The organism is Rouxiella sp. WC2420 (assembly GCF_041200025.1).
Taxonomy (GTDB): domain Bacteria; phylum Pseudomonadota; class Gammaproteobacteria; order Enterobacterales; family Enterobacteriaceae; genus Rouxiella.
This window is the reverse complement of the sequence record NZ_CP165628.1, coordinates 1951206-1970142: the sequence shown is the minus strand read 5'-3', so window position 1 is coordinate 1970142 and position 18937 is coordinate 1951206. Positions and strand designations below refer to the sequence as shown.

At 46.4% G+C, this 18937-nt stretch carries 20 protein-coding genes; 15 read left to right on the top strand and 5 right to left on the bottom strand.

All coding sequences use genetic code 11. The annotated features are described in order from the left end of the window. Positions 1 to 59 precede the first annotated feature (59 nt). Positions 60 to 956 (top strand): LysR family transcriptional regulator, encoded by an 897-nt coding sequence (locus AB3G37_RS09145; RefSeq protein ID WP_369790416.1) that lies wholly within the window; start codon positions 60 to 62, stop codon positions 954 to 956. On the opposite strand, the gene AB3G37_RS09140 is transcribed toward AB3G37_RS09145, so the two are convergent. Next, entirely contained in the window at positions 953 to 2167 is a 1215-nt protein-coding gene (locus tag AB3G37_RS09140; protein ID WP_369790415.1) for an MFS transporter, read from the bottom strand. The genes AB3G37_RS09145 and AB3G37_RS09140 overlap by 4 nt on opposite strands. Positions 2168 to 2330: 163 nt before the next feature. Here AB3G37_RS09140 and AB3G37_RS09135 point away from each other — a divergent pair, with 163 nt between their 5' ends. Both AB3G37_RS09135 and AB3G37_RS09130 read left to right on the top strand, forming a co-directional pair. After that, entirely contained in the window at positions 2331 to 2960 is a 630-nt protein-coding gene (locus tag AB3G37_RS09135; protein WP_369790414.1) for a TetR/AcrR family transcriptional regulator, read from the top strand. A gap of 116 nt (positions 2961 to 3076) precedes the next feature. After that, positions 3077 to 3508, top strand: coding sequence for a Fur family transcriptional regulator (locus AB3G37_RS09130; RefSeq protein ID WP_369790413.1), 432 nt, complete (start codon positions 3077 to 3079; stop codon positions 3506 to 3508). A 180-nt stretch (positions 3509 to 3688) separates the two neighbouring features. Here AB3G37_RS09130 and AB3G37_RS09125 read toward each other — a convergent pair whose 3' ends face one another. Continuing rightward, positions 3689 to 4459: an aldo/keto reductase gene (locus AB3G37_RS09125; protein ID WP_369790412.1), complete on the bottom strand. Its 771-nt coding sequence runs from the start codon at positions 4457 to 4459 to the stop codon at positions 3689 to 3691. A 125-nt stretch (positions 4460 to 4584) separates the two neighbouring features. Here AB3G37_RS09125 and AB3G37_RS09120 point away from each other — a divergent pair, with 125 nt between their 5' ends. The 3 genes from AB3G37_RS09120 (at position 4585) to AB3G37_RS09110 (ending at position 6367) form a co-directional block, all read left to right on the top strand. Next, a complete protein-coding gene (locus AB3G37_RS09120) occupies positions 4585 to 4986 on the top strand; it encodes a carboxymuconolactone decarboxylase family protein (protein WP_369790411.1) in 402 nt (133 codons plus the stop codon). Between the two features lie 206 nt (positions 4987 to 5192). Continuing rightward, positions 5193 to 5621: a transcriptional repressor gene (locus AB3G37_RS09115; protein ID WP_369790410.1), complete on the top strand. Its 429-nt coding sequence runs from the start codon at positions 5193 to 5195 to the stop codon at positions 5619 to 5621. 62 nt (positions 5622 to 5683) lie between these two features. Further along, positions 5684 to 6367: a FadR/GntR family transcriptional regulator gene (locus AB3G37_RS09110; protein WP_369790409.1), complete on the top strand. Its 684-nt coding sequence runs from the start codon at positions 5684 to 5686 to the stop codon at positions 6365 to 6367. A 135-nt stretch (positions 6368 to 6502) separates the two neighbouring features. On the opposite strand, the gene AB3G37_RS09105 is transcribed toward AB3G37_RS09110, so the two are convergent. After that, on the bottom strand, positions 6503 to 7201 hold the full coding sequence (locus AB3G37_RS09105; RefSeq protein WP_369790408.1) for a FadR/GntR family transcriptional regulator: 699 nt from the start codon (positions 7199 to 7201) through the stop codon (positions 6503 to 6505). Between the two features lie 467 nt (positions 7202 to 7668). Between AB3G37_RS09105 and AB3G37_RS09100 the strand changes: the two genes are divergently transcribed. The 8 genes from AB3G37_RS09100 to umuC all read left to right on the top strand — a co-directional run bounded on the left by AB3G37_RS09100 (position 7669) and on the right by umuC (position 16047). Continuing rightward, positions 7669 to 9240, top strand: coding sequence for an MFS transporter (locus tag AB3G37_RS09100; protein ID WP_369790407.1), 1572 nt, complete (start codon positions 7669 to 7671; stop codon positions 9238 to 9240). An 18-nt stretch (positions 9241 to 9258) separates the two neighbouring features. Continuing rightward, positions 9259 to 10320, top strand: coding sequence for an HlyD family secretion protein (locus tag AB3G37_RS09095; RefSeq protein WP_369790406.1), 1062 nt, complete (start codon positions 9259 to 9261; stop codon positions 10318 to 10320). Next, positions 10317 to 11792: an efflux transporter outer membrane subunit gene (locus tag AB3G37_RS09090; protein WP_369790405.1), complete on the top strand. Its 1476-nt coding sequence runs from the start codon at positions 10317 to 10319 to the stop codon at positions 11790 to 11792. The genes AB3G37_RS09095 and AB3G37_RS09090 overlap by 4 nt, the downstream gene beginning before the upstream one ends. A 137-nt stretch (positions 11793 to 11929) precedes the next feature. Next, positions 11930 to 12829 (top strand): LysR family transcriptional regulator, encoded by a 900-nt coding sequence (locus tag AB3G37_RS09085; RefSeq protein ID WP_369790404.1) that lies wholly within the window; start codon positions 11930 to 11932, stop codon positions 12827 to 12829. An 82-nt stretch (positions 12830 to 12911) separates the two neighbouring features. Continuing rightward, the gene (locus AB3G37_RS09080; protein WP_369790403.1) at positions 12912 to 13769 is read left to right on the top strand and encodes a helix-turn-helix domain-containing protein; all 858 of its coding nucleotides are present in this window, start codon (positions 12912 to 12914) and stop codon (positions 13767 to 13769) included. Positions 13770 to 13857: 88 nt separating this feature from the next. Then, complete coding sequence (locus tag AB3G37_RS09075) at positions 13858 to 14076, top strand: hypothetical protein (protein ID WP_369790402.1); 219 nt, start codon at positions 13858 to 13860, stop codon at positions 14074 to 14076. A gap of 280 nt (positions 14077 to 14356) precedes the next feature. Beyond that, positions 14357 to 14779, top strand: coding sequence for a translesion error-prone DNA polymerase V autoproteolytic subunit (gene umuD / locus AB3G37_RS09070; RefSeq protein WP_009635109.1), 423 nt, complete (start codon positions 14357 to 14359; stop codon positions 14777 to 14779). After that, positions 14779 to 16047 (top strand): translesion error-prone DNA polymerase V subunit UmuC, encoded by a 1269-nt coding sequence (gene umuC / locus AB3G37_RS09065; protein ID WP_369790401.1) that lies wholly within the window; start codon positions 14779 to 14781, stop codon positions 16045 to 16047. Before umuD ends, umuC begins: the two co-directional genes overlap by 1 nt. Positions 16048 to 16057: 10 nt before the next feature. Here umuC and AB3G37_RS09060 read toward each other — a convergent pair whose 3' ends face one another. Together AB3G37_RS09060 and AB3G37_RS09055 are read right to left on the bottom strand one after the other, a co-directional pair. Continuing rightward, positions 16058 to 16924, bottom strand: a complete 867-nt coding sequence (locus tag AB3G37_RS09060; RefSeq protein WP_369790400.1) for a helix-turn-helix domain-containing protein — start codon at positions 16922 to 16924, stop codon at positions 16058 to 16060. A gap of 42 nt (positions 16925 to 16966) precedes the next feature. Next, on the bottom strand, positions 16967 to 17653 hold the full coding sequence (locus AB3G37_RS09055; protein WP_083836166.1) for a helix-turn-helix domain-containing protein: 687 nt from the start codon (positions 17651 to 17653) through the stop codon (positions 16967 to 16969). A 447-nt stretch (positions 17654 to 18100) separates the two neighbouring features. Between AB3G37_RS09055 and AB3G37_RS09050 the strand changes: the two genes are divergently transcribed. Further along, on the top strand, positions 18101 to 18934 hold the full coding sequence (locus tag AB3G37_RS09050; RefSeq protein ID WP_009635114.1) for an efflux RND transporter periplasmic adaptor subunit: 834 nt from the start codon (positions 18101 to 18103) through the stop codon (positions 18932 to 18934). Positions 18935 to 18937: the final 3 nt, after the last annotated feature.

The following is an 18937-nucleotide window of genomic DNA, read 5'->3' as shown; positions in this document are numbered from 1 at the left end:
GAATGATAATTGGGTTAAATGGCAAATCACTTTTGCAATACTGCAATAATAGGGAATGAATGAGCTCACTTAGAGGCATGCTGGAATTTGTCGCGGTAGTGGAATGCGGCACTTTTACTGGGGCTGCAAAACAGCTTGATGTCTCGGTTTCACACATCAGCCGCCAGATTGCCGATTTGGAAAGCCGGCTGACGACTCAGCTGTTCGTGCGCACCACGCGGCAGATGCAGTTGACCGAGTCAGGAAAGCGGTTGTTCGATCACTGTGATCCTTTAATGCAAGAATTAATGCGCGCACAGGAAACGCTATTAGCCGAGCATGATGCGCTGGAAGGTTTACTGAGAGTAAGTCTGGCGGGCAAGTTGGCAGAGGAGCAGCTAATTCCGCTGCTAAGCCGTTTCTGCCATGACAATCCACAGATTCAGCTTGAGGTTGATGTTTCGTCTAGAAATGTTGACCTGATCGCCGAAGGTTACCATCTGGCAATCCGCATGGGGCCGCTTGAGAGCACCAACTCGCTGATATCCAAAAGGCTTATTTCTGTTCCAATGGTCTTGCTTGCCAGTCCGCTATTGCTAACACAGCTTGGCTCACTGCATTCTCCTGCCGATTTGCCCGAGCATCTTTGCCTGCCGCTGGCCCACCAGCCCTGGAACTTTATTCGCGATAAAAAGCAGATTCAGGTGTCGCCACAGGGTCGCTTCAAGACCAACAGCGGCGGCGCGGCGGTGCAGGCCGCCATCGACGGAATTGGAATTATTAATGTGCTGGCCTACTATGCCACCGAGCCGGTCGAGAGCGGTAAGCTGGTTCGCCTGCTGCCAGAATGGCAATCCGCGGAAAAGACGCATTTTTATATTGTCTATCCCGCCGGTCGCCATATGCTGGTCAGAGTCAGGCGACTCATCGACTTTCTACAAAGCAGTGTCGAAAACAGGCTGAGTTTTACGGTCTAATCACCTGCTCTCTTTTTTTCTGCCGGGCTCATTGCCAACAGAATAATCAGCGCAAATGCCAATAGAACACCTGAGAATATGCATACTGCCGTCCAACCATGGTTGGCCCAAATATAAGACCCTATCGCTGCGCCAATAGCGCCCCCGAAAAAGGTAAAGACCATATATACAGTGTTCAGACGGGCACGGTACTCTGCGGGTAATTTAAAAATACGCGCCTGATTCGAAATCTGGCCACTTTGCAAGCCAAAGTCCAATAGATTGACACCGACAACCAACGCTGCAATTACATAGGCATGCGGCAATGCAAACAGCAGGAATGCGGCAAACACCGCAAAGATCGAAATAATGTTAATCTTTTTAACGCCGTAACGATCGCTGAGTTTACCCATTCTCGGCGCGAGCAATGCTCCCGGCGCTCCCCATAGCCCAAACAGGCCGATTGCCGCCAAACCCATATGAAACTTGTCTGAAGATAAATAGTAGGCAAGCGTGGCCCAGAACGCCGAGAAGGCTCCAAATACTAAAAAGCCTAACAAGGCTGATAATACCAGCGCCGGGAATTTGACCAGCATGCCAGGCATGGAGCTAATCAGTCCAACATAGCGTTTCCAGGTCAGGCCCTTATTTTCAACCTCTGGCAGCATACGAGTGAGAATAATCAGCAGCAAAGCATTCAGAATTGCCGCGAAGATATAGGAGGCGCGCCAGGTATGGGCCAAATCGGCCAAAAAACCTGACAGCGTTCTTGAGAGCAAAATCCCCATGATCAAACCGGTTTGCACTGTGCCAATCACAACTCCAGTCTTACCCTCTTGCGCCAAAGAAACGGCGAGCGGGATTAAAACCTGCGGAATTACTGTAAACATGGTCAGCAGCAAACTCGCGGCCACCAGCCACTGTAAAGAAGGCGCCAAGGCACAGGCTATTAAGGCAATGGTGGTACAGATGAGTAAAATAGTGCTGAGCTTGCGGCCTGACAAACTATCGGCACAAGGAACCAGAAACATGATGCCGATGGCATAGCCAACCTGAGCCATGGTGGTCACCAGGCTCGCAGTTTCCGGCGACGCATGAAAACTTTGGGCAATTTCATTAAGTATTGGCTGACTTAAATAAACGTTGGCGACGGTTATCCCGCAGGCGATTGCGATAAGAATTAGCAGGCCTTTGGAAATCCCGGTATGACTTTTTTCTGGTTGTGATGTCATCGGTGATGCCTCTGGTTCAATTAGTGGGCTATACCCAGGGTTGAGAATAGCCTTGGGGTGCCCAATCGTGTTTAAATAGGAAAATGAATTAGCAAGTTGGGCTGTACTGTACAGTCCAAGCGTGGAGTTGTAATCCATTTTTTGCTAACGCAAGACTTAGGCCTTGATTTTAATAGGAATTAACTTAATGGTGACGCCACAATCTTCTCGCACTGAAATCTTGAAAGCTGCGAGAGACGCTTTCCTTGAACATGGCTATCAGGGAACGAGCATGGGCATGGTTGCACAAAAATCCGGACTTGCTCGCAGCACCGTTTATAACCAGTTTGTGAGCAAAGAAGCGTTATTTCAAGCGACTGTAGAATTCGTCTGGATTGACTTTGCTGTGATAAGCATCACACAAGATCCCAAAGCGCTCAATGACGTTGAAATTGGCTTAACCTTGCTTGGCCGTTCAGTGACTGAATTTTGGGCACCTGACACCGCCGTTGCCTTTATGCGCATGGTTATCAGTGAAGGCCCCCGCTTTCCCGGTTTGGCGGCAAGCTTTTTTGAGGCGGGTAAAGCCCCAGCCCTCAACGCCGTTGCACAATATCTGCAAGCCATGTCGGCCAAAGGACTGCGTAAAATCGAAAATCCCCAGCGCGCCGCACGCCAGTTTCTTGGGCTCATCAACGAGCCTCTGCTGTGGGCACGCGTTATCGGCGTCGAAGATGTTCCACCGCAAAAAGAAAGATTCGAGGTCGTTGATGAAGCGGTGCAGTGTTTCCTAAGTCATTATCGGAAAAAATAATCCTTTAATCCAAAAGGTTAAAAGACTCAGATAATAACGACAACTATTCTCATTGCCAATATAAACATGGGATGATAGGATTTATGTAATTCAATACCCTGTACGCCGAGGTCCCAATGGCAACCGCTAGCTACATAAAGCTCGATAAAGGCAAAACAACGTTTAATGAGAGAAAGCTCGTTGAGTTTTTTGAGAAAAATAAAGGCAAACATTACACGGCAAAGGAGCTTTTTCAGGAAATCTCCCAAACTGATCATTCTGTTTCTTCACCTTCGATCTACCGATTGCTCAAAATCCTTGAGAGCAAAAAGAAAATTCAGCGCATGGCCACTCACGATGGTGCCAGTGTCTATGAAATGACGGATGGCAAACAGCACGATCATCTGATTTGCTCACGCTGCTCTAAAACTGTTCCACTTTATGAAAAAAGAATCGATAGTTTTCTGGATAAAATTGCAGAAGAAAATAACACCAAAATCGAAAATAGAAATCTGGTGATCTATGTCAGTTGTCTGGGACAGAATTGCTCTATCGATAAAAATCTCTAAACGATTTATAATAAAGAGCTTATTGATTGCGCCACCTTTCTAAAACAAAGGTGGCTTTTTATTTATACGGCCGGTGGATTACGATCCCAATACGTTCTGTGCTGATGCCAAGTATACGATATCGCATTTAAATCACCTGTATTAACTTGCTTAACTATCTATTTTCTTGAGCTTATTTGATTAAATAACACCGAGAATTTCGATATCTTCCTGCGAGATTGAGAATTCTGTCACGATTAAATTCTCATTTAGGCGGTCAAAGCTGCTGGCCTTGGGAATAACGACGACTCCCTGCTGAATTAACCAGCGCAGCGCTATTTGAGCAGGCGTTTTATTGTATTTATCTGCCATGTCACGGAGGATTTTAATCTCAGAAATACCGCCATTTTTCAATGGTGAATAAGCCGTAATCACCAGATTATGTAGATGTGCATAATTAATAATATCTCTTGGCACACTACCGTAATGGCACCTGACCTGATTACATACAATGCCGCTATCGAGAAAATCCAAGGCATCTTCCATTTGCGAAACAGAGAAGTTACTCACTCCGCCAGCGCGAACTTTGCCGCTGTCAATCAAATTCGCCATCGCGCTTAAGGTTTCCTCAACCGGAATCAGATCATTAGGCCAGTGCAGCAATAACAAATCGACGTAATCGGTGTCCAGCTTACGTAATGATATTTCAAAGGCTTTGATAAAATCTTTAGACTGGAAATTGTGAGGCCAGATTTTGGTGGTAATAAAAAGCTCTCGACGATCGATACCTGCAACCTTTATTGCTTTCCCAATCTCTAACTCATTGCCGTACATTTCTGCAGTATCAATATGGCGATAACCCAGGTCGATAGCAGTGCTAACAGTGCTGATACATTTTCTGCCATTCATCCTCCAGGTACCCAGTCCCAGCGTCGGCATAAAGGCACCTGTTTTAAGTTTTATTCTGGTCATTTTGCCCTCACTTATTTATTGACTTAAACATCTTCTTAGTAATGTAAATCGGACTGAACTGTACAGTCCGATTAGATTGGTATACTGTAATTCCGGTCTCAACCTTTCGCTATGGAGAATGTCAAATGACCAGTAAATTTGAAAATGGCTCAACTCGCCTGCAAGCCGGCGCTAAAAAATTTGAAGAAGTCACTGGGGGATCTGCCGCTGCTTTCGTTGAAAGCTTTAACGATGTTGCCCCGGATTTTGGCCCCTACATTTTAGAGTGGGAATTTGGCGATCTGTACAATCGCCCGGGACTCGACTTACGCACCCGTGAAATCGTTATTATTGCCTCATGCGCTACTCTTGGCAGCGTGGGCTTTGGTGCTTTGAAAATGCACATTGCCTGTGCATTAAAAGCGGGAGTCACTCGTCAGGAAATCGTTGAAATCCTGATGCAACTCTCCTTTAGCGCCGGCCTGCCAACTGCTATTGGCGCTTTGGGCGTTGCTCGCGAAGCTTTCAACGAGATTGACGCAGCATAACCGTTTTACGTATCTATGCCTGAGAATGAACTCAGGCATTTTCCTGACGCTGTCGGTTCTATGCGCTAACTAAAATCTTGCGACTCAAGGTAAAGTCTCACTTGCTCATTGTCAATACAAACATAGGATGATAGGATAAATACTTCTAGATTTTATCTTACCAAGGTCTAAGACCCTGTAAGTCCTTGCTATGTTTGAGGTCTATTATGTTTGAACTACCACAATCCTCTCGTCGATCACCAAGCAGCGAACAATGGGTCCTTGATGTATTCAAAAATCATCCGGGTCAGCATCTTGCAGCCAGTGATATTTATCGACTGCTAAAAAAGCAAAGAAAAATCCTCTCTGAAGCCACTATCTACCGTGCGATCAATAAGCTGGAAATAATGAAATCCATTTATTGCCGCCCATCTACCTCTCGTGAACGCATGTTTGAATACATCAGCCCAGATGCAAAAAATCATGTCTTCTGCATTGGCTGTTCCACTTCATTCCCGCTCGATAGCGACAAGGTTGCACAACTTCTGCCCGTGTTGGTTCCCGATAGCACTGCTCTTGCGTGTGGCCATGAACTTGTCATCTATGTAAATTGTCACGGCGACGACTGTTCGGCAAAAAGAAAGACTCGCAGCTAAGGATTGTTGGTACAATGTTAGGATGATAGGATCAGAGTAAATCCCCTTAAGGAATTCTGACTGTGGCCTCTCCCCTCTCTATTGTTCGCCAGCCCCTGGTTGATATCGTCATTGACAGATTACGCACTCTTATAACTGACAAAACCTGGCCTGTTGGCGAAAAGATCCCCAACGAAGCCGAGCTTTCACAGCTGTTTGACGTAGGCCGCAACACCGTACGTGAGGCCATTCGAGTACTGTCGCATTCAGGTATGCTCGAAGTTCTGCAGGGTGATGGTACTTACGTTCGCAGCGAGATAGACCCCTCAGAGGTCATGCGCCAGATAAGTACGTCAGGATTACGGGAACACTTTGAGCTGCAATTTATGCTCGAATCGCACGCTGCAAGCCATGCCGCGACCCGCAGTACCCCGTCAGACCTTCGCAAGATCCAAAAAGCATTGAAAAACCGTGGCGAAATTAATGATTCCTCGTCAATCGAAGAGTTTATTAGCCGTGATATGCTTTTCCATAATGCCATCATCGAGGCAACGCACAATGAAGCCATGAAGGCGCTTTATCGCTATTTTAGCCTTTCGGTACAGCAGAACCTGCATCATGTGCTGTCATTAAAAGATCTGCCAGAGCCCAATTTAGCTGCCCACCAGAAGCTCTTTGACGCCATTGCAGCAGGTGACGCGGAAGGTGCTCAGAATGCGGTAAAAAGTATGTTGCAGCCAATGATTAACAAGCTTTCTGAGCTTTGATTATTTTTCGATTTGAGGTTTTATGGGAGAGTTGCCAACTTCTCCCTATTTATCGTCAGTAATTCTAGCGGTGCCCACGTTTCTACGGCAACTACTGCTCTCTCCCTAGCCATTTTCCCGCTTGCTGAATCGTCTTTACTCATTCATCAAATGCGTAGTCAGCATTACAATCATGGGTGCCCACATGCGTTTTACTGCATTTTCAGCCGATTCAGGATCATTGGATTCAATGGCAAAAAATACTTCCTGATGCGCATAAAGATCTGGCTCAGGCAAGTCAATAATCGATAGCGCAGTACTCGTATGCTGCCTGACTGAAATACTGAAATAGCGGTATAAAGCATGCATCGCCGTATTGTTTGAGGCCTGAACGATTGCATTGTGTAATACCATGTCTCTATCCAGGAATAAATCCATCGGCATGGAAGGATCATATTCTCCACGCATCAATAAGGCGTCTTTGATACGACGTAAGTCTTCATCGGTTCTTCTGCTGGCGGCATATTTGGCGGCCTCAGATTCGATCATGCAACGAAGTTCAAAATGCTCGCGTAATCCACCCTTATCTATTTCCCGCATCACTTCTGAGGGATCAATAATACTGCGGACATAGGTGCCATCGCCTTGCCTCACTTCCAGCATACCGGAATGCGATAACACGCGAATGGCCTCACGGATAGTATTGCGCCCGACGTTGAAAAGCTCGGTAAGCTCTGCTTCACTCGGTACTTTTTCCCCAATCGGCCACGTCTTGTCCGTTACCAGATGGCGAATTGTTTCTATAACCGTTGTTACCAAGGGCTGACGTGTTACCGCTGTTGATGGTTTACCCATATTGATCTGCCTGCCTGAACTCAAAAAAAAGCCACATCAACCTAAGCTGATGTGGCGAGAAGGATTGGGAGCAGCACCTGACGAACAACCACCCAACTTACCATCTATCTTACGAAATAGACTGCCTAAAAAAACTTACTATTGATGTTAGGATGAAACTTTTGGGGTAGTGTCTGTTAACAACTCCGCCCACAAAATCAATCCTATCATCCTATGTTTAAATGTGCAATAGTCACTTCCCTTCGCTGGCAGATTACGGCCAATGAAGGATATCGTCGTTCTTTCATACGAACCACTCATAGATTGAACAACACTATCTCAAATTCCATTTTTTGCATTTAGCAGATATCGAAATGTCACTTCTATACCTCCGAGCAATTACTTAAGCTCTGCGCCCTTCACAAGTCAGAGTATTTTGAAATGTATCGGTTTATAACTAAAAGTTTACATAAATTTAACGGAATCAAATGGTGAACGTTTTGATTCCCCCTCTTAATACAACAGTGGTAACAGTAACATCGACGACTGCACCCGCACCTGTAGCTCCGGCAACGCCAGCCCCTTTTGGTATCCGGATTGCTACCGGGCTTGTCGGTGTGCTGCTCGCAGTACTGGTTTCAGGATTTAACGAAAATGTGACCAAATTTGCCATGCCGGATATCCGTGGTGCCATGGGATTTAGCTATGACCAGGCTTCATGGTTACTGGCTATCTATTCTGCAACCTCCGTTTCGGCAATGGCCTTTGCTCCATGGTGCGCAGGGACATTTACACTGCGTCGTTTTGCACTTATTGCAATCGGTACTTTCATGGTTTTGGGGATTTTTTGCCCCTTTGCTCCCAACTACACATCAATGGTTATCCTGCGCATTTTTCAGGGTTTTGCCGGTGGCGCGTTGCCTCCACTGTTGATGTCGGTCGCATTACGATTTTTGCCACCGGGAATCAAGCTTTATGGCCTTGGCGGCTATGCACTGACAGCAACTTTTGGCCCTAGTTTTGGCCTGCCGCTGGCGGCATGGAGCGTTGAGTATCTGGGTTGGAAATTTGCATTCTGGCAAATCATCCCATGGTCTCTGGCTGCTATGGCATTTGTTGCCTGGGGCCTGCCTCAAGACCCGATGAAGCTAGAACGCCTCAAGCAATTTAACTGGCGCGGACTGCTGCTGGGTATGCCTGCGTTAATCATGATTGTGCTGGGCCTCGAGCAAGGTCAGCGGCTGAACTGGTTCGACGATCAGCTCATCTGTTTCCTGATCGGTGGAGGGGTATTGCTGTTTGTCCTCTTTATTATCAATGAATGGTTCCAGCCACTGCCGTTCTTCAAGATTCAAATGCTTGAAAGGCGCAACCTGACCTTTGCTCTTATCGTTTTGGGTGGAGTGCTATTTGTTCTGTTGGGTGTGATTATCATTCCGTCAAACTTTCTTTCGGAAGTTCAAGGCTATAGACCGTTACAAACGGCTCCGGTCATGCTCTGGGTCGCAGTGCCGCAGCTGATCGCCTTGCCTCTGGTCGTTGCGTTGATGAATAACCGTTTCGTTGATTGCCGTGTCGTTCTGGGAACCGGGCTAGGCCTGCTGGGAGTAGCCTGCTTTATAGGCTCGCACCTTACTCAAGTCTGGAATCGTGACGACTTCTTTCTGATGCAGATGATCCAGGTTATTGCCCAACCGATGGCGGTCATTCCCCTGCTGATGTTCGCAACTGGCGGTTTGGCACCGACCGATGGCCCGTTTGCATCGTCATGGTTCAATACCGTCAAGGGCTTTGCCGCCGTTGCCGCAGGCAGCTTCCTTGAGACGGTCAACGTACATCGCGAACGTTTTCATTCGAATGTTTTAGTTGATCAGTATGGCAATAACCCAATGGCCAGCAATGGCGTACCTATGGCCGAAATGGCTGAGCGCCTCCATAAGCAAGCCGTCGTACTGACTTCATCTGATCTCTACCTTTATATGGGTGGCGTTGCGTTGCTTATGATCTTGCTTATCCCTGTCATGCCAACCCGCATCTTCCCACCACGTGCCGTATCTTGAATAATTGGAAATTAAAAAATGAGCGAAAAAACGACGATAAAAAAACCTCTCTGGGCTGTTGCGATTGCTGTATTTGCCATCGTCATATTTATCCTCGGGCGTTGGATTTTTGGAACAAACACACTGCAAACGACCAATGATGCCTACATCAACGCCGACTTTACCTTGGTCGCTCCCAAGATCTCAGGATTTGTCGAGCAAATCCTCGTCGAGGATAACCAGCATGTTAAAGCAGGTCAGGTACTGGCACGAATTGATGCAAAAGACTACGAAGCAGACCTTGCGGCCGCTAATGCCGCAGTAGCTATTGCCCACGCCAATGCCGACGACGCAAGTGCTGCACTGGTACGCCAGCAAGCACTGATTGCGCAGGCTAAATCGGTTGTAGACGGCGATGTCTCTCAAGTTGCCTTTTCACGACAGGAGCTGGCTCGTTATCAGAACCTTGCCAAACAGGGCGCTGGCACTTTGCAAAATTATCAGCTGGCGCAAAGCCGCTTACAGACCTCGCTGGCTAAAGAAGCCGAACACCGTGCAGCGATTAAAGCCGTTATCGATCAGCTTAACGTGATCAATGCGAAGCGCGAGGCAGCATTGGCTGAAGTATCACACGCACAGGCGATGCAACAGAGAGCCAATCTGAACCTTTCCTACACCACGTTGATTGCTCCGTTTGACGGTACTGTAGGGCGTCGCAGCGTGCGCGTTGGGGCTTATGTCAAACCTGGCGATCTGCTGATGGCCGTAGTCCCACTGACTCAGTCCTACATCGTTGCCAATTTCCAGGAAAGCCAGCTTACTCATGTACATCCAGGCCAGCCCGCGACCGTTGAAGTGGATACTTTCCCGAACGTGTCTTTCCAGGGCCATGTAGAAAGTATTGCCCCTGCGACCGGCGTTACCTTCTCGGCCATTGCACCTGATAACGCTACCGGCAACTTTACCAAGGTAGTTCAGCGTATTCCGGTAAAAATTATCCTTGATCCTAAACAGCCAATGACCGAGCAGCTGCGTGTTGGTATGTCTGTTGAAGCCAGCATTGATACTGATAGCAAGAATGCCAAGGTGAGCCCGCTATGAAACCGAGTATTATTGCTGTGATAATCAGTGCATCCAGCCTGTCAGGTTTGGCTGGCTGTACCGTTGGGCCGGATTTTCACGCTCCAAAGCCAAATCTGCCCGCGCATTGGAACCAACACGATGCCCCTGAAAACCAGAGCAAAACTGTCAGTAACAATATAGATTCCAAATGGTGGACATCCTTTGGCGATCCGCAACTTTCGGCGCTATTGAAAGATGCTCAAGCCAATAACCTGAGTCTAAAAGAAGCGGCCAATCACGTCGAACAGAGTCTTGCAGTAAGGTCTACCGTTACCGCTGACAGGCTGCCGAGTCTCGGCGCCACTGGCGGCTATAGCTATGCGCGAAATTCTTCACAGGGGCTGACTGACATCTCCGGCCATGACGGTAAAAGCGACTACAGCGTCTGGGACAGCGGCCTTAATGCCAGCTGGGAGCTTGACCTGTGGGGCCGTGTCAGGCGTTCTGTAGAAGTGGCGAATGCCAACGTACAAATTTCGGAAGAAGATCAGCATGCCGCACTGGTTTCTATTTTGTCCGAGACAGCACGCGACTATATCCAGCTGAGAGGAACTCAAAATAGCCTCAAAATTACGCAGCAGAATCTGGATATTGCTCAACACAGCCTGGACTTGACCAAAGCACGGATGAGTCAGGGCGTGGCGACCAATCTGGAGGTTTCACAGGAAGCTGCATTGGTTGAATCTATTGAGGCTCGGATCCCGCCGCTGCAACAGCAGGAAAGTGTGTTGATCAATGCGCTGAGTTTCCTGATTGGCCGAGAACCAGGCGCGCTCAACGCAGAGCTTGGGACTATCAAAGATATCCCGGCCGGACCCGCAAACGTTCCTGTCGGCATTCCAAGCGAGCTGGCTCAGCGACGCCCTGATATTCGCCGTGCCGAGGCCACTCTGCATGCAGCTACAGCAGGTATAGGCATTGCCAAAGCGAACTTCTATCCAGGCATTACGCTTTCGGGTGATGTTGGTTTCCAGTCGATGCAGCTGTCTAATATGGGTGGCTGGGCTTCCCACAGCTTTGCTTTTGGACCAGGTATTAATCTGCCGCTTTTCGAAGGAGGACGACTGACAGGCGCGCTGAAACTTAGCGAAAATCGCCAGAAAGACGCCGCCATTGCCTATCAGCGCACGGTTCTTGCTGCATGGCACGAGGTGGATAACGATCTGAGTGGCTATCAGGCCGAGCAACGCCGCCACCAGAGTCTGGTAAACGCAGTAAAAGATAGCCAAAACGCGTTGGCCAGCGCCGAGGATCAATATAAGCAAGGCTCCGTTGACTTCGTCAACGTGCTAACGGTACAAAACGCATTGCTGGAAAATCAGGCTGCGCTGATCCAAAGCACTGCGGAGGTTTCATTAACGCTGGTCAATCTATATCAAGCATTGGGCGGCGGCTGGGAACAAGGGACAGGGGTAACTGCCCCTCTAACCGCAGCGGCGATTAAAAAATAACAAGACCGGCGCCATGCTGATAGCGGCATGGCGCCAATGGGCGGTCGCTGAATATCATTGCGGCAGTTTAGTTTTGAAAATCAGCTTAATAACCAGATACTTCTGTCATCGTATCTTGAATGGGATATTTATTTATCATGAAAAAAATGGATCTTAATCTGCTGGTTGCACTGCATTTTTTAATTGAAGAATGCTCTGTTGCCGGTGCTGCTCATCGTATGAATATGAGTGCTCCAGCTATGAGTCGAACACTCGCGCGAATACGATTAGTGGTTGAAGATCCCATTTTGGTCCGTACGCAACATAGCATGATCCCAACTCCCAAGGCTTTGCAGATTCAGGAGCAAGTTAGAGGTATCGTCGAACTTAGCCAGGCTTTTTTCGCGCAAATTCGCGGCTTTGACCTGAGTGCGATGAGCAGGACTTTCAGCATCCGCGCCAATGACCTTTTTATCGGTGCCTATGGTGTGAAACTTGTCGAAATACTCAAGCAACACTCACCGAATTCCGTACTAAGATTTGTTCCAGAGAGTGATTTAGATCATGACCCTCTTAATGCGGGCAGTATCGATTTAGTGATCAGCTCTTCTCGAAAATTCGGTGCAGACATTAAAGTACAAAATCTGTTCAGCAGCTCTTTTGTAGGGATAGCCCGTGAAGATCATCCAATTTTTGATGCGGAAATTACCCCCGAACGTTTTGTTACTTATGACCACATCAGCGTTTCACGCCGCGGCCGCTCCGCAGGCCCCATTGATACTGCATTAGCAGAGTTGTCAATCAAGCGACGTGTCACCTATATAACCCCAACGTTTCATACTGCATTGTTTGCTTTGGGAAAATCAGATCTAATCCTTCCTGTTATGCCGACGGCCATGCTGGAAAACATTGAGCAACTCGGCCTAAAACTTAGGCCCTTTACTCTCCCAATTCCGATATCAAACGTGATGATAGTCCAGGCCTGGCACCCGAGACTTGAATATGATGAAGCACATCGCTGGTTACGTCGGATACTAAAAGAACTCACTGCTGACTGAATTCAGGGATCGCTTACAAGCAAACTTGCATTTCTATTCAATTTTTAATACAGCTGATAAAGCGTAGATTGGTTAAAACTATATGCGTCACGATGACTTTTACTACGACTTGTGTTCATGGATTGAAAACAAGCTGGAAGCACCACTGAGTTTACATGAAATAGCCAAGAAAGCGGGCTACAGCAAATGGTATTTACAGCGACAATTTAAATCAAAAATGGGCGTCACTTTAGGTAAATACATTCACAATAGGCGTATTACCCGTGCAGCGCTTGCATTGCGATACAGTAGTTTAAAAATTTCGGAAATTTTCACACTTTCAGGTTTTGATTCTCAACAATCTTTCACTCGTGCTTTTAAAAGACACTTTGGCATTACTCCTGCTGTTTATAGCCATCACGAGTACACTCAATTTAAAGGTTTCCAAAAGTTAATTGTTCATCCCTTTACTTGTAGTCATAATCATTTTTTAACTAAAAGAAAAAGCCCTTTAATCAATGCTACGTTGGCTGTTAGAACAAATATCGAAACGTTGATAAATATTAACCAATCTCTGGAGAATGGTCGCGCCCTGATAACAGAATTCCTCATTAACACTAGCGAACGAAAAAAATTCACCATGATTGCGAATATTGCCCGTGAAGACGTTCGCAGCCACTCAATTTTACAAGAGTTGAGTTTATCGGCATATGACGATCCCAGACTGTTGGAAACCGATGACACAGTAGAATGTTTAACATTCCCTTTCAGTGGCAGTGCTGGTGAATTTTTATTTTTCAGGAGCTATGTTTATTATAATTTGGTGCCTGAGATTGATATATCCATAAAAGGAACTACCGATTTTTTTGAAGGTGAAATATGCAACAGTGGCAATGAAACTTTGATTCAAGGTTGTCTTTATATACCTGTTGGCACATCAGAAAATAGCCTTAATAACTAAAAAAGCCTATCAACAATAGCTTTTATTGACTCTATAAAATATCCCCACACCCAAATAACAGGTTTATGGGCGATCTACTGAGGTATCTATGGTTTTATCTCCATTACAAAAATCTATTATCGATTTTTGCTGCGAAAAATTTAAAAATCGCCATGGCCGAATTTGCTTTATTGATTGGTTTCCAGCCGAGTGGTCTAAAGTTGAAATTAATATCGCCTTAGAGGACATGCGGCATCAGGGTATTATTTACTCAACATCGTATGAAGAGAGCGGATTTGAAGACGGCTTTGTGCTGAATATGCCTTAAATACACATCAAAATTAACCTAAAACTTACAATATCGAACAAACATGGTGCGCTGAAATTCGGCGGCTGAACACATGCATCAGCTCCGGCACAGTCATTTACAACGGTAAAGCGCAGGGATCGACTTTCTAAGCACGGATTTTACTTTCTAAAAAATAAACTCTGTTATTTTAACGGCACTTAACCAGCTTTACCGTTTTGACGCTGTTCGTCCTGCTTCCCAAAGCTCCTAAAGCATGATTATACTGTATGCATAAACAGTATAGCTATGGAGCGCCATTATGAATTTTTCGCGAGCGGCAATTTCACCAGAAGAGCTTAATCTGCCCCTTTATCAAGAGCTGGTGCAGGCCGGTTTTCCCAGCCCGGCGCAGGACTATATCGAGAAGGGTATCGATCTCAATAAGTTATGCGTTAGTCATCCGGCGGCAACCTACTTTGTAACCGCAACAGGCTTGTCGATGGTTGATGCCGGGATCTACGAAGGATCAATGCTGGTGGTAGACAGAAGCCTGACGGCTAAACACGGCGATATTGTCATCGCCTGCGTGGCGGGGGAATATACAGTGAAACGCTTTTGTACCCACCCTTTCATAAAACTCGAACCGATGAATCCCAATTTTCCGACAATTATTCCCCGCGACGGCGGCGATGAACTGGAAATCTTTGGTGTTGTGACCTTTAGCATTAACGGTTTTCAATAATGTTTGCCCTTGCCGACGTTAACTCCTTTTATGCCAGCTGCGAGGCGGCATTTCGCCCTGATCTAAAGGGTCGCCCAATCGTGGTGTTATCCAATAATGATGGCTGTGTGATCGCCAGAAATAAGGAGGCAAAAGTGGCGGGGATAAAAATGGGTGCGCCGTATTTTAAAGTTCGCCGCGAATGCGAACAGCATAACGCCGTGATTTTCAGCAGCAATTACGCGCTATACGCCGATATGTCCTATCGCGTTATGACAGTTCTTGAAGAGATGGCACCCGCCTTTGAGATTTACTCGATCGACGAAGCATTTTTAGACCTCACAGGCGTCAGCCATTGCAAAAACCTTGAAGAATTTGGCAGAGAAATCAGGGAAAAAGTCTACAAATGGACAGGGCTAACCATCGGCGTCGGCATTGGCCCAACCAAGACGCTGGCCAAGCTTGCCAATCACGCGGCTAAAAAATGGACTCTCACGCAGGGCGTGGTCGATATTTCATTGCTGGCACGCCAGCGTAAACTCATGGCGCTGGTTGACGTAAGTGAGGTTTGGGGCGTTGGCCGAAGGATCTCGAAAAGGCTAAATGGAATGGGAATTGAGACCGCGCTGGATCTCGCCGATGCGCCGACCGGACTTATCCGTAAGCATTTTAGCGTAGTGCTGGAAAGAACGGTGCGCGAGCTGCGCGGTGAGCCGTGCCTGGCCATGGAGGAATTTATTCCCACCAAACAGCAAATCATTTGTTCGCGATCGTTTGGTGACCGCGTCTCACAGTATGAATTAATGCGCGAAGCTATTTGCAGTCATGCCAACCGCGCGGCAGAAAAACTCCGCAAGGAGCATCAGTACTGCCGCCATATATCCGCGTTTGTCAAAACCAGCCCCTTCACAGCGGGCGAAATTTACTATGGCAATATGGCTTCCACTCGCGTTGAAACCCCAACGCAAGATACGCGAGATATTATCGCCGCTGCCACAAAATGCCTGGATGCCATTTGGCAGGAAGGTCATCGCTTCCAAAAATGTGGCGTTATGCTGGGGGATTTTTACAGTCAGGGTATCTCCCAACCTGGCCTGTTTGATGAGCATCCACCGCGCGCAAAAAGCGAACAGTTGATGGCAGCATTGGATGATATCCATCACAGAGGCATAGGCCGAGTGTGGTTCGCCGGCCAAGGGATTGCCAAAAGCTGGGAGATGAAGCGGGAGATGCTCTCCCCCGCCTATACCACGCGATTTAGTGATTTGATGCAGGTAAAACTGAAATAAGGCCGTGCGGTCATATAATCGGGACATAGTATTGGCAGTTAATGCCGTGATTCTTGATGCTCGACATCATAGGAGTATAGATTTCGATATCTTCGCCTTTGCGACGAATCAGCTTATTTTTTGATAGATATACCGAGTAAATCTTGTAAAGAAAATCCTGCATTCCATCCATGGCACCATCATACTGAAATTTCACATATTTTCCTTTTTCAATGGTAATCAACTCTCCATTGTCAGCAGGCATATTTGCATCTGATGGAACCGTGGCCATCGTATACTGAAACGCATATTCCCGCTTTGAATTGCTTGCAGATATATAGTCAACCAGGCCGATAAGTGAGGCAGGTTTATCCACCAAATGGGGGAAATGGTCATCCCAACTCTTCATTCTGGAGTTGAAATTGAAGTATTCATTATCCCCTACCTCGCTACGAATCTCTTTCTTCTTGCCCACTAGCTGCATTTTTTCAAGTGTCACAATATTAGCTTCGAGTGAAGGCTCGCTGTTATATTTTATCGGCGCACAAAACTGCCTGGTTTCTAATATTTCAGACTTCCTGAAAGCCCTGGGAGTAACGCCAAACTGGTTTTTAAACGCTCGACAAAAGTGCGGCTGAGAGTCAAATCCGTACTCCAGAGCGATATCATAAATATCCCTTTTGGTGATTTTCAAAATAGTAGCGCACTCGGAAAGCCTGCGCCCTCGGGTGTAATCACCTAGAGTGATGCCGGTATGGTCTTTAAAGATTCGCTGAAGATGCCATTTTGAATATCCCGCTTTGCTGGCGACATAGTCGACGGAAAGCGGAAGGTGTAAGTTCTCTTCAATCCAGTCTAAAAGGCTTTTAATGACACTTTCTTGCATTATACGATTCATCGTTTACTTCCATCATTATAAGATTTATTTTTTTGGCCTGACTTACTTTTTACCAAAGTATTTTTTTATATTAGAAATCAGGCCAAAAATAGTCATTGAATATTTTTCACCTTGGTATTCTTTAATCACAGAAACTGTTCCAAGGTAGGGATTAATTCCTCCCTTTTCTACGTAGGTTGAATTAGCATCATTTTTCAGGATGTTAGGATTATTGATACCTTTGCTTTTATCGATTGCCACTATCTGACTCTTTAGATAAGCATGAATCTCCTTTAAAAGAGCATCATCGAGACCTGCTTCTAAATTAAATGCGAAGGGAACTCGTGGTGAAACTGACAGTACTGGGGTCATTTTCTTTTCGTTTATATTGCAAATTATCAATGAGTTATCCTCATAATAGGGATTTTCCAGATAGCATTTGAACGCAGCCAGTCCTTTGCTGCCATTTTCAGAAAGCAGATTAAGGGTTCTGTTTTTACAGCTCGCCGCCCCTTTCTTCTGTAACGCCAAGCCTAACCCCGGCAATGAGGTCAACACGCCTTCCTCTTTCAAAGCATTGGTTAAACGCTGCACCGTCGAGCGCGGTAGCGAAACCTGTTTGGCAATCTGACCCAGCGTTAACGGGTAAGCCGTTGCCTCCAAAAGGTGGATTATTTGCATGGCACGACTTATTGACTGCACAGACGTCCCTGCACTGTCGTCAGTAAGCGAGCTCTCGTTCATAGGCATAAATTATAACCAACCTCTCTGCTTAATTAGCACTAATTGTGATCTTAAGATTCAAAGTTTGTATCACAATGCGGTTAACATTATCATACTGTGGTTGATTAATTCTTTCACAATTGATGCCAGAATTAACAACATAATGATTTATAAAGATTTATTGGAGGCGGCAGTGCATGAGCTAGTTTTTATGGATCTACTATGGAGCCCGTTTACGCGCATGGTTCTCATCGCCATAGTGGCATCATTAATATTGAACAATGTTATTGCCAGGTTGCTTCCTGCTTTTATGAAAAAGCTTGAACCTCTTGTTGGGCTCAGTGCTTTTATATTGGTTATCCTGATTCAAATGACTACGGTATTCGGTAAATGAAAAAAACAATTAACATTCTTATAACACTCATCCTGATTGTTTTCATTGTTTGTGCGGCGACATATATATGGAACAAATATATGTATACCCCTTGGACACGTGATGCCAGAGTTCGTGCAGATGTTATTAATATCGCACCGGACGTCTCAGGCTGGCTCACAGAGCTCAATGCACACAACACTTCACAGGTAAGCAAGGGCCAGGTCCTGTTTACCGTTGATAAGGCACGCTATCAGGTGGCCTACGATCAGGCTGTTGCACAGGAAGCTCAGGCAAAAGTTGCCTGGCAACGCGCTCAAAACATTGCCGATCGCCGTGCGCGTTTGCAAACTGCGGTGAGTAAAGAAGACATTGATAACTCTCGTCTGGATGCGGCATCGGCACTGGCCACGTATCAGGAAACCCAGGCTGAAACGCAGTCTGCGCTGATTGACTTGCAACGCACCACTTACCTATCTCCCGATGACGGAAAGATCACTAACCTGGATGTTTCTAAAGGCGATTACGTCAACAAGGGTGTGACCAAACTGGCGTTAACGGTTAAAGGAAGTTACTACCTGACCGGTTATTTCGAAGAAACCAAGCTGCCAGAAATTCATATTGGTGACAGCGTGGATATTTGGATGATGGCGGGTACTCGTCATCTTACCGGACACGTGACTTCAATCGATGCAGGTATTTCCAACACGAATATTACGGCGGGAAATCAAATGCTACCCGATGTCGAGGCAGGCTATAGCTGGATTAGATTAGCGCAACGTATCCCGGTAAATATCAAGATTGATAATATTCCAGCGGATATGAATATCTCATCCGGTATGTCTGCAAGTGTGCGGGTTGTTAATGCGGACGATAAAGCTAGAACTTCCGGGATGCATTCAATTCTGGCTGATATTGGCGCGGTTCTAGATTAAAAC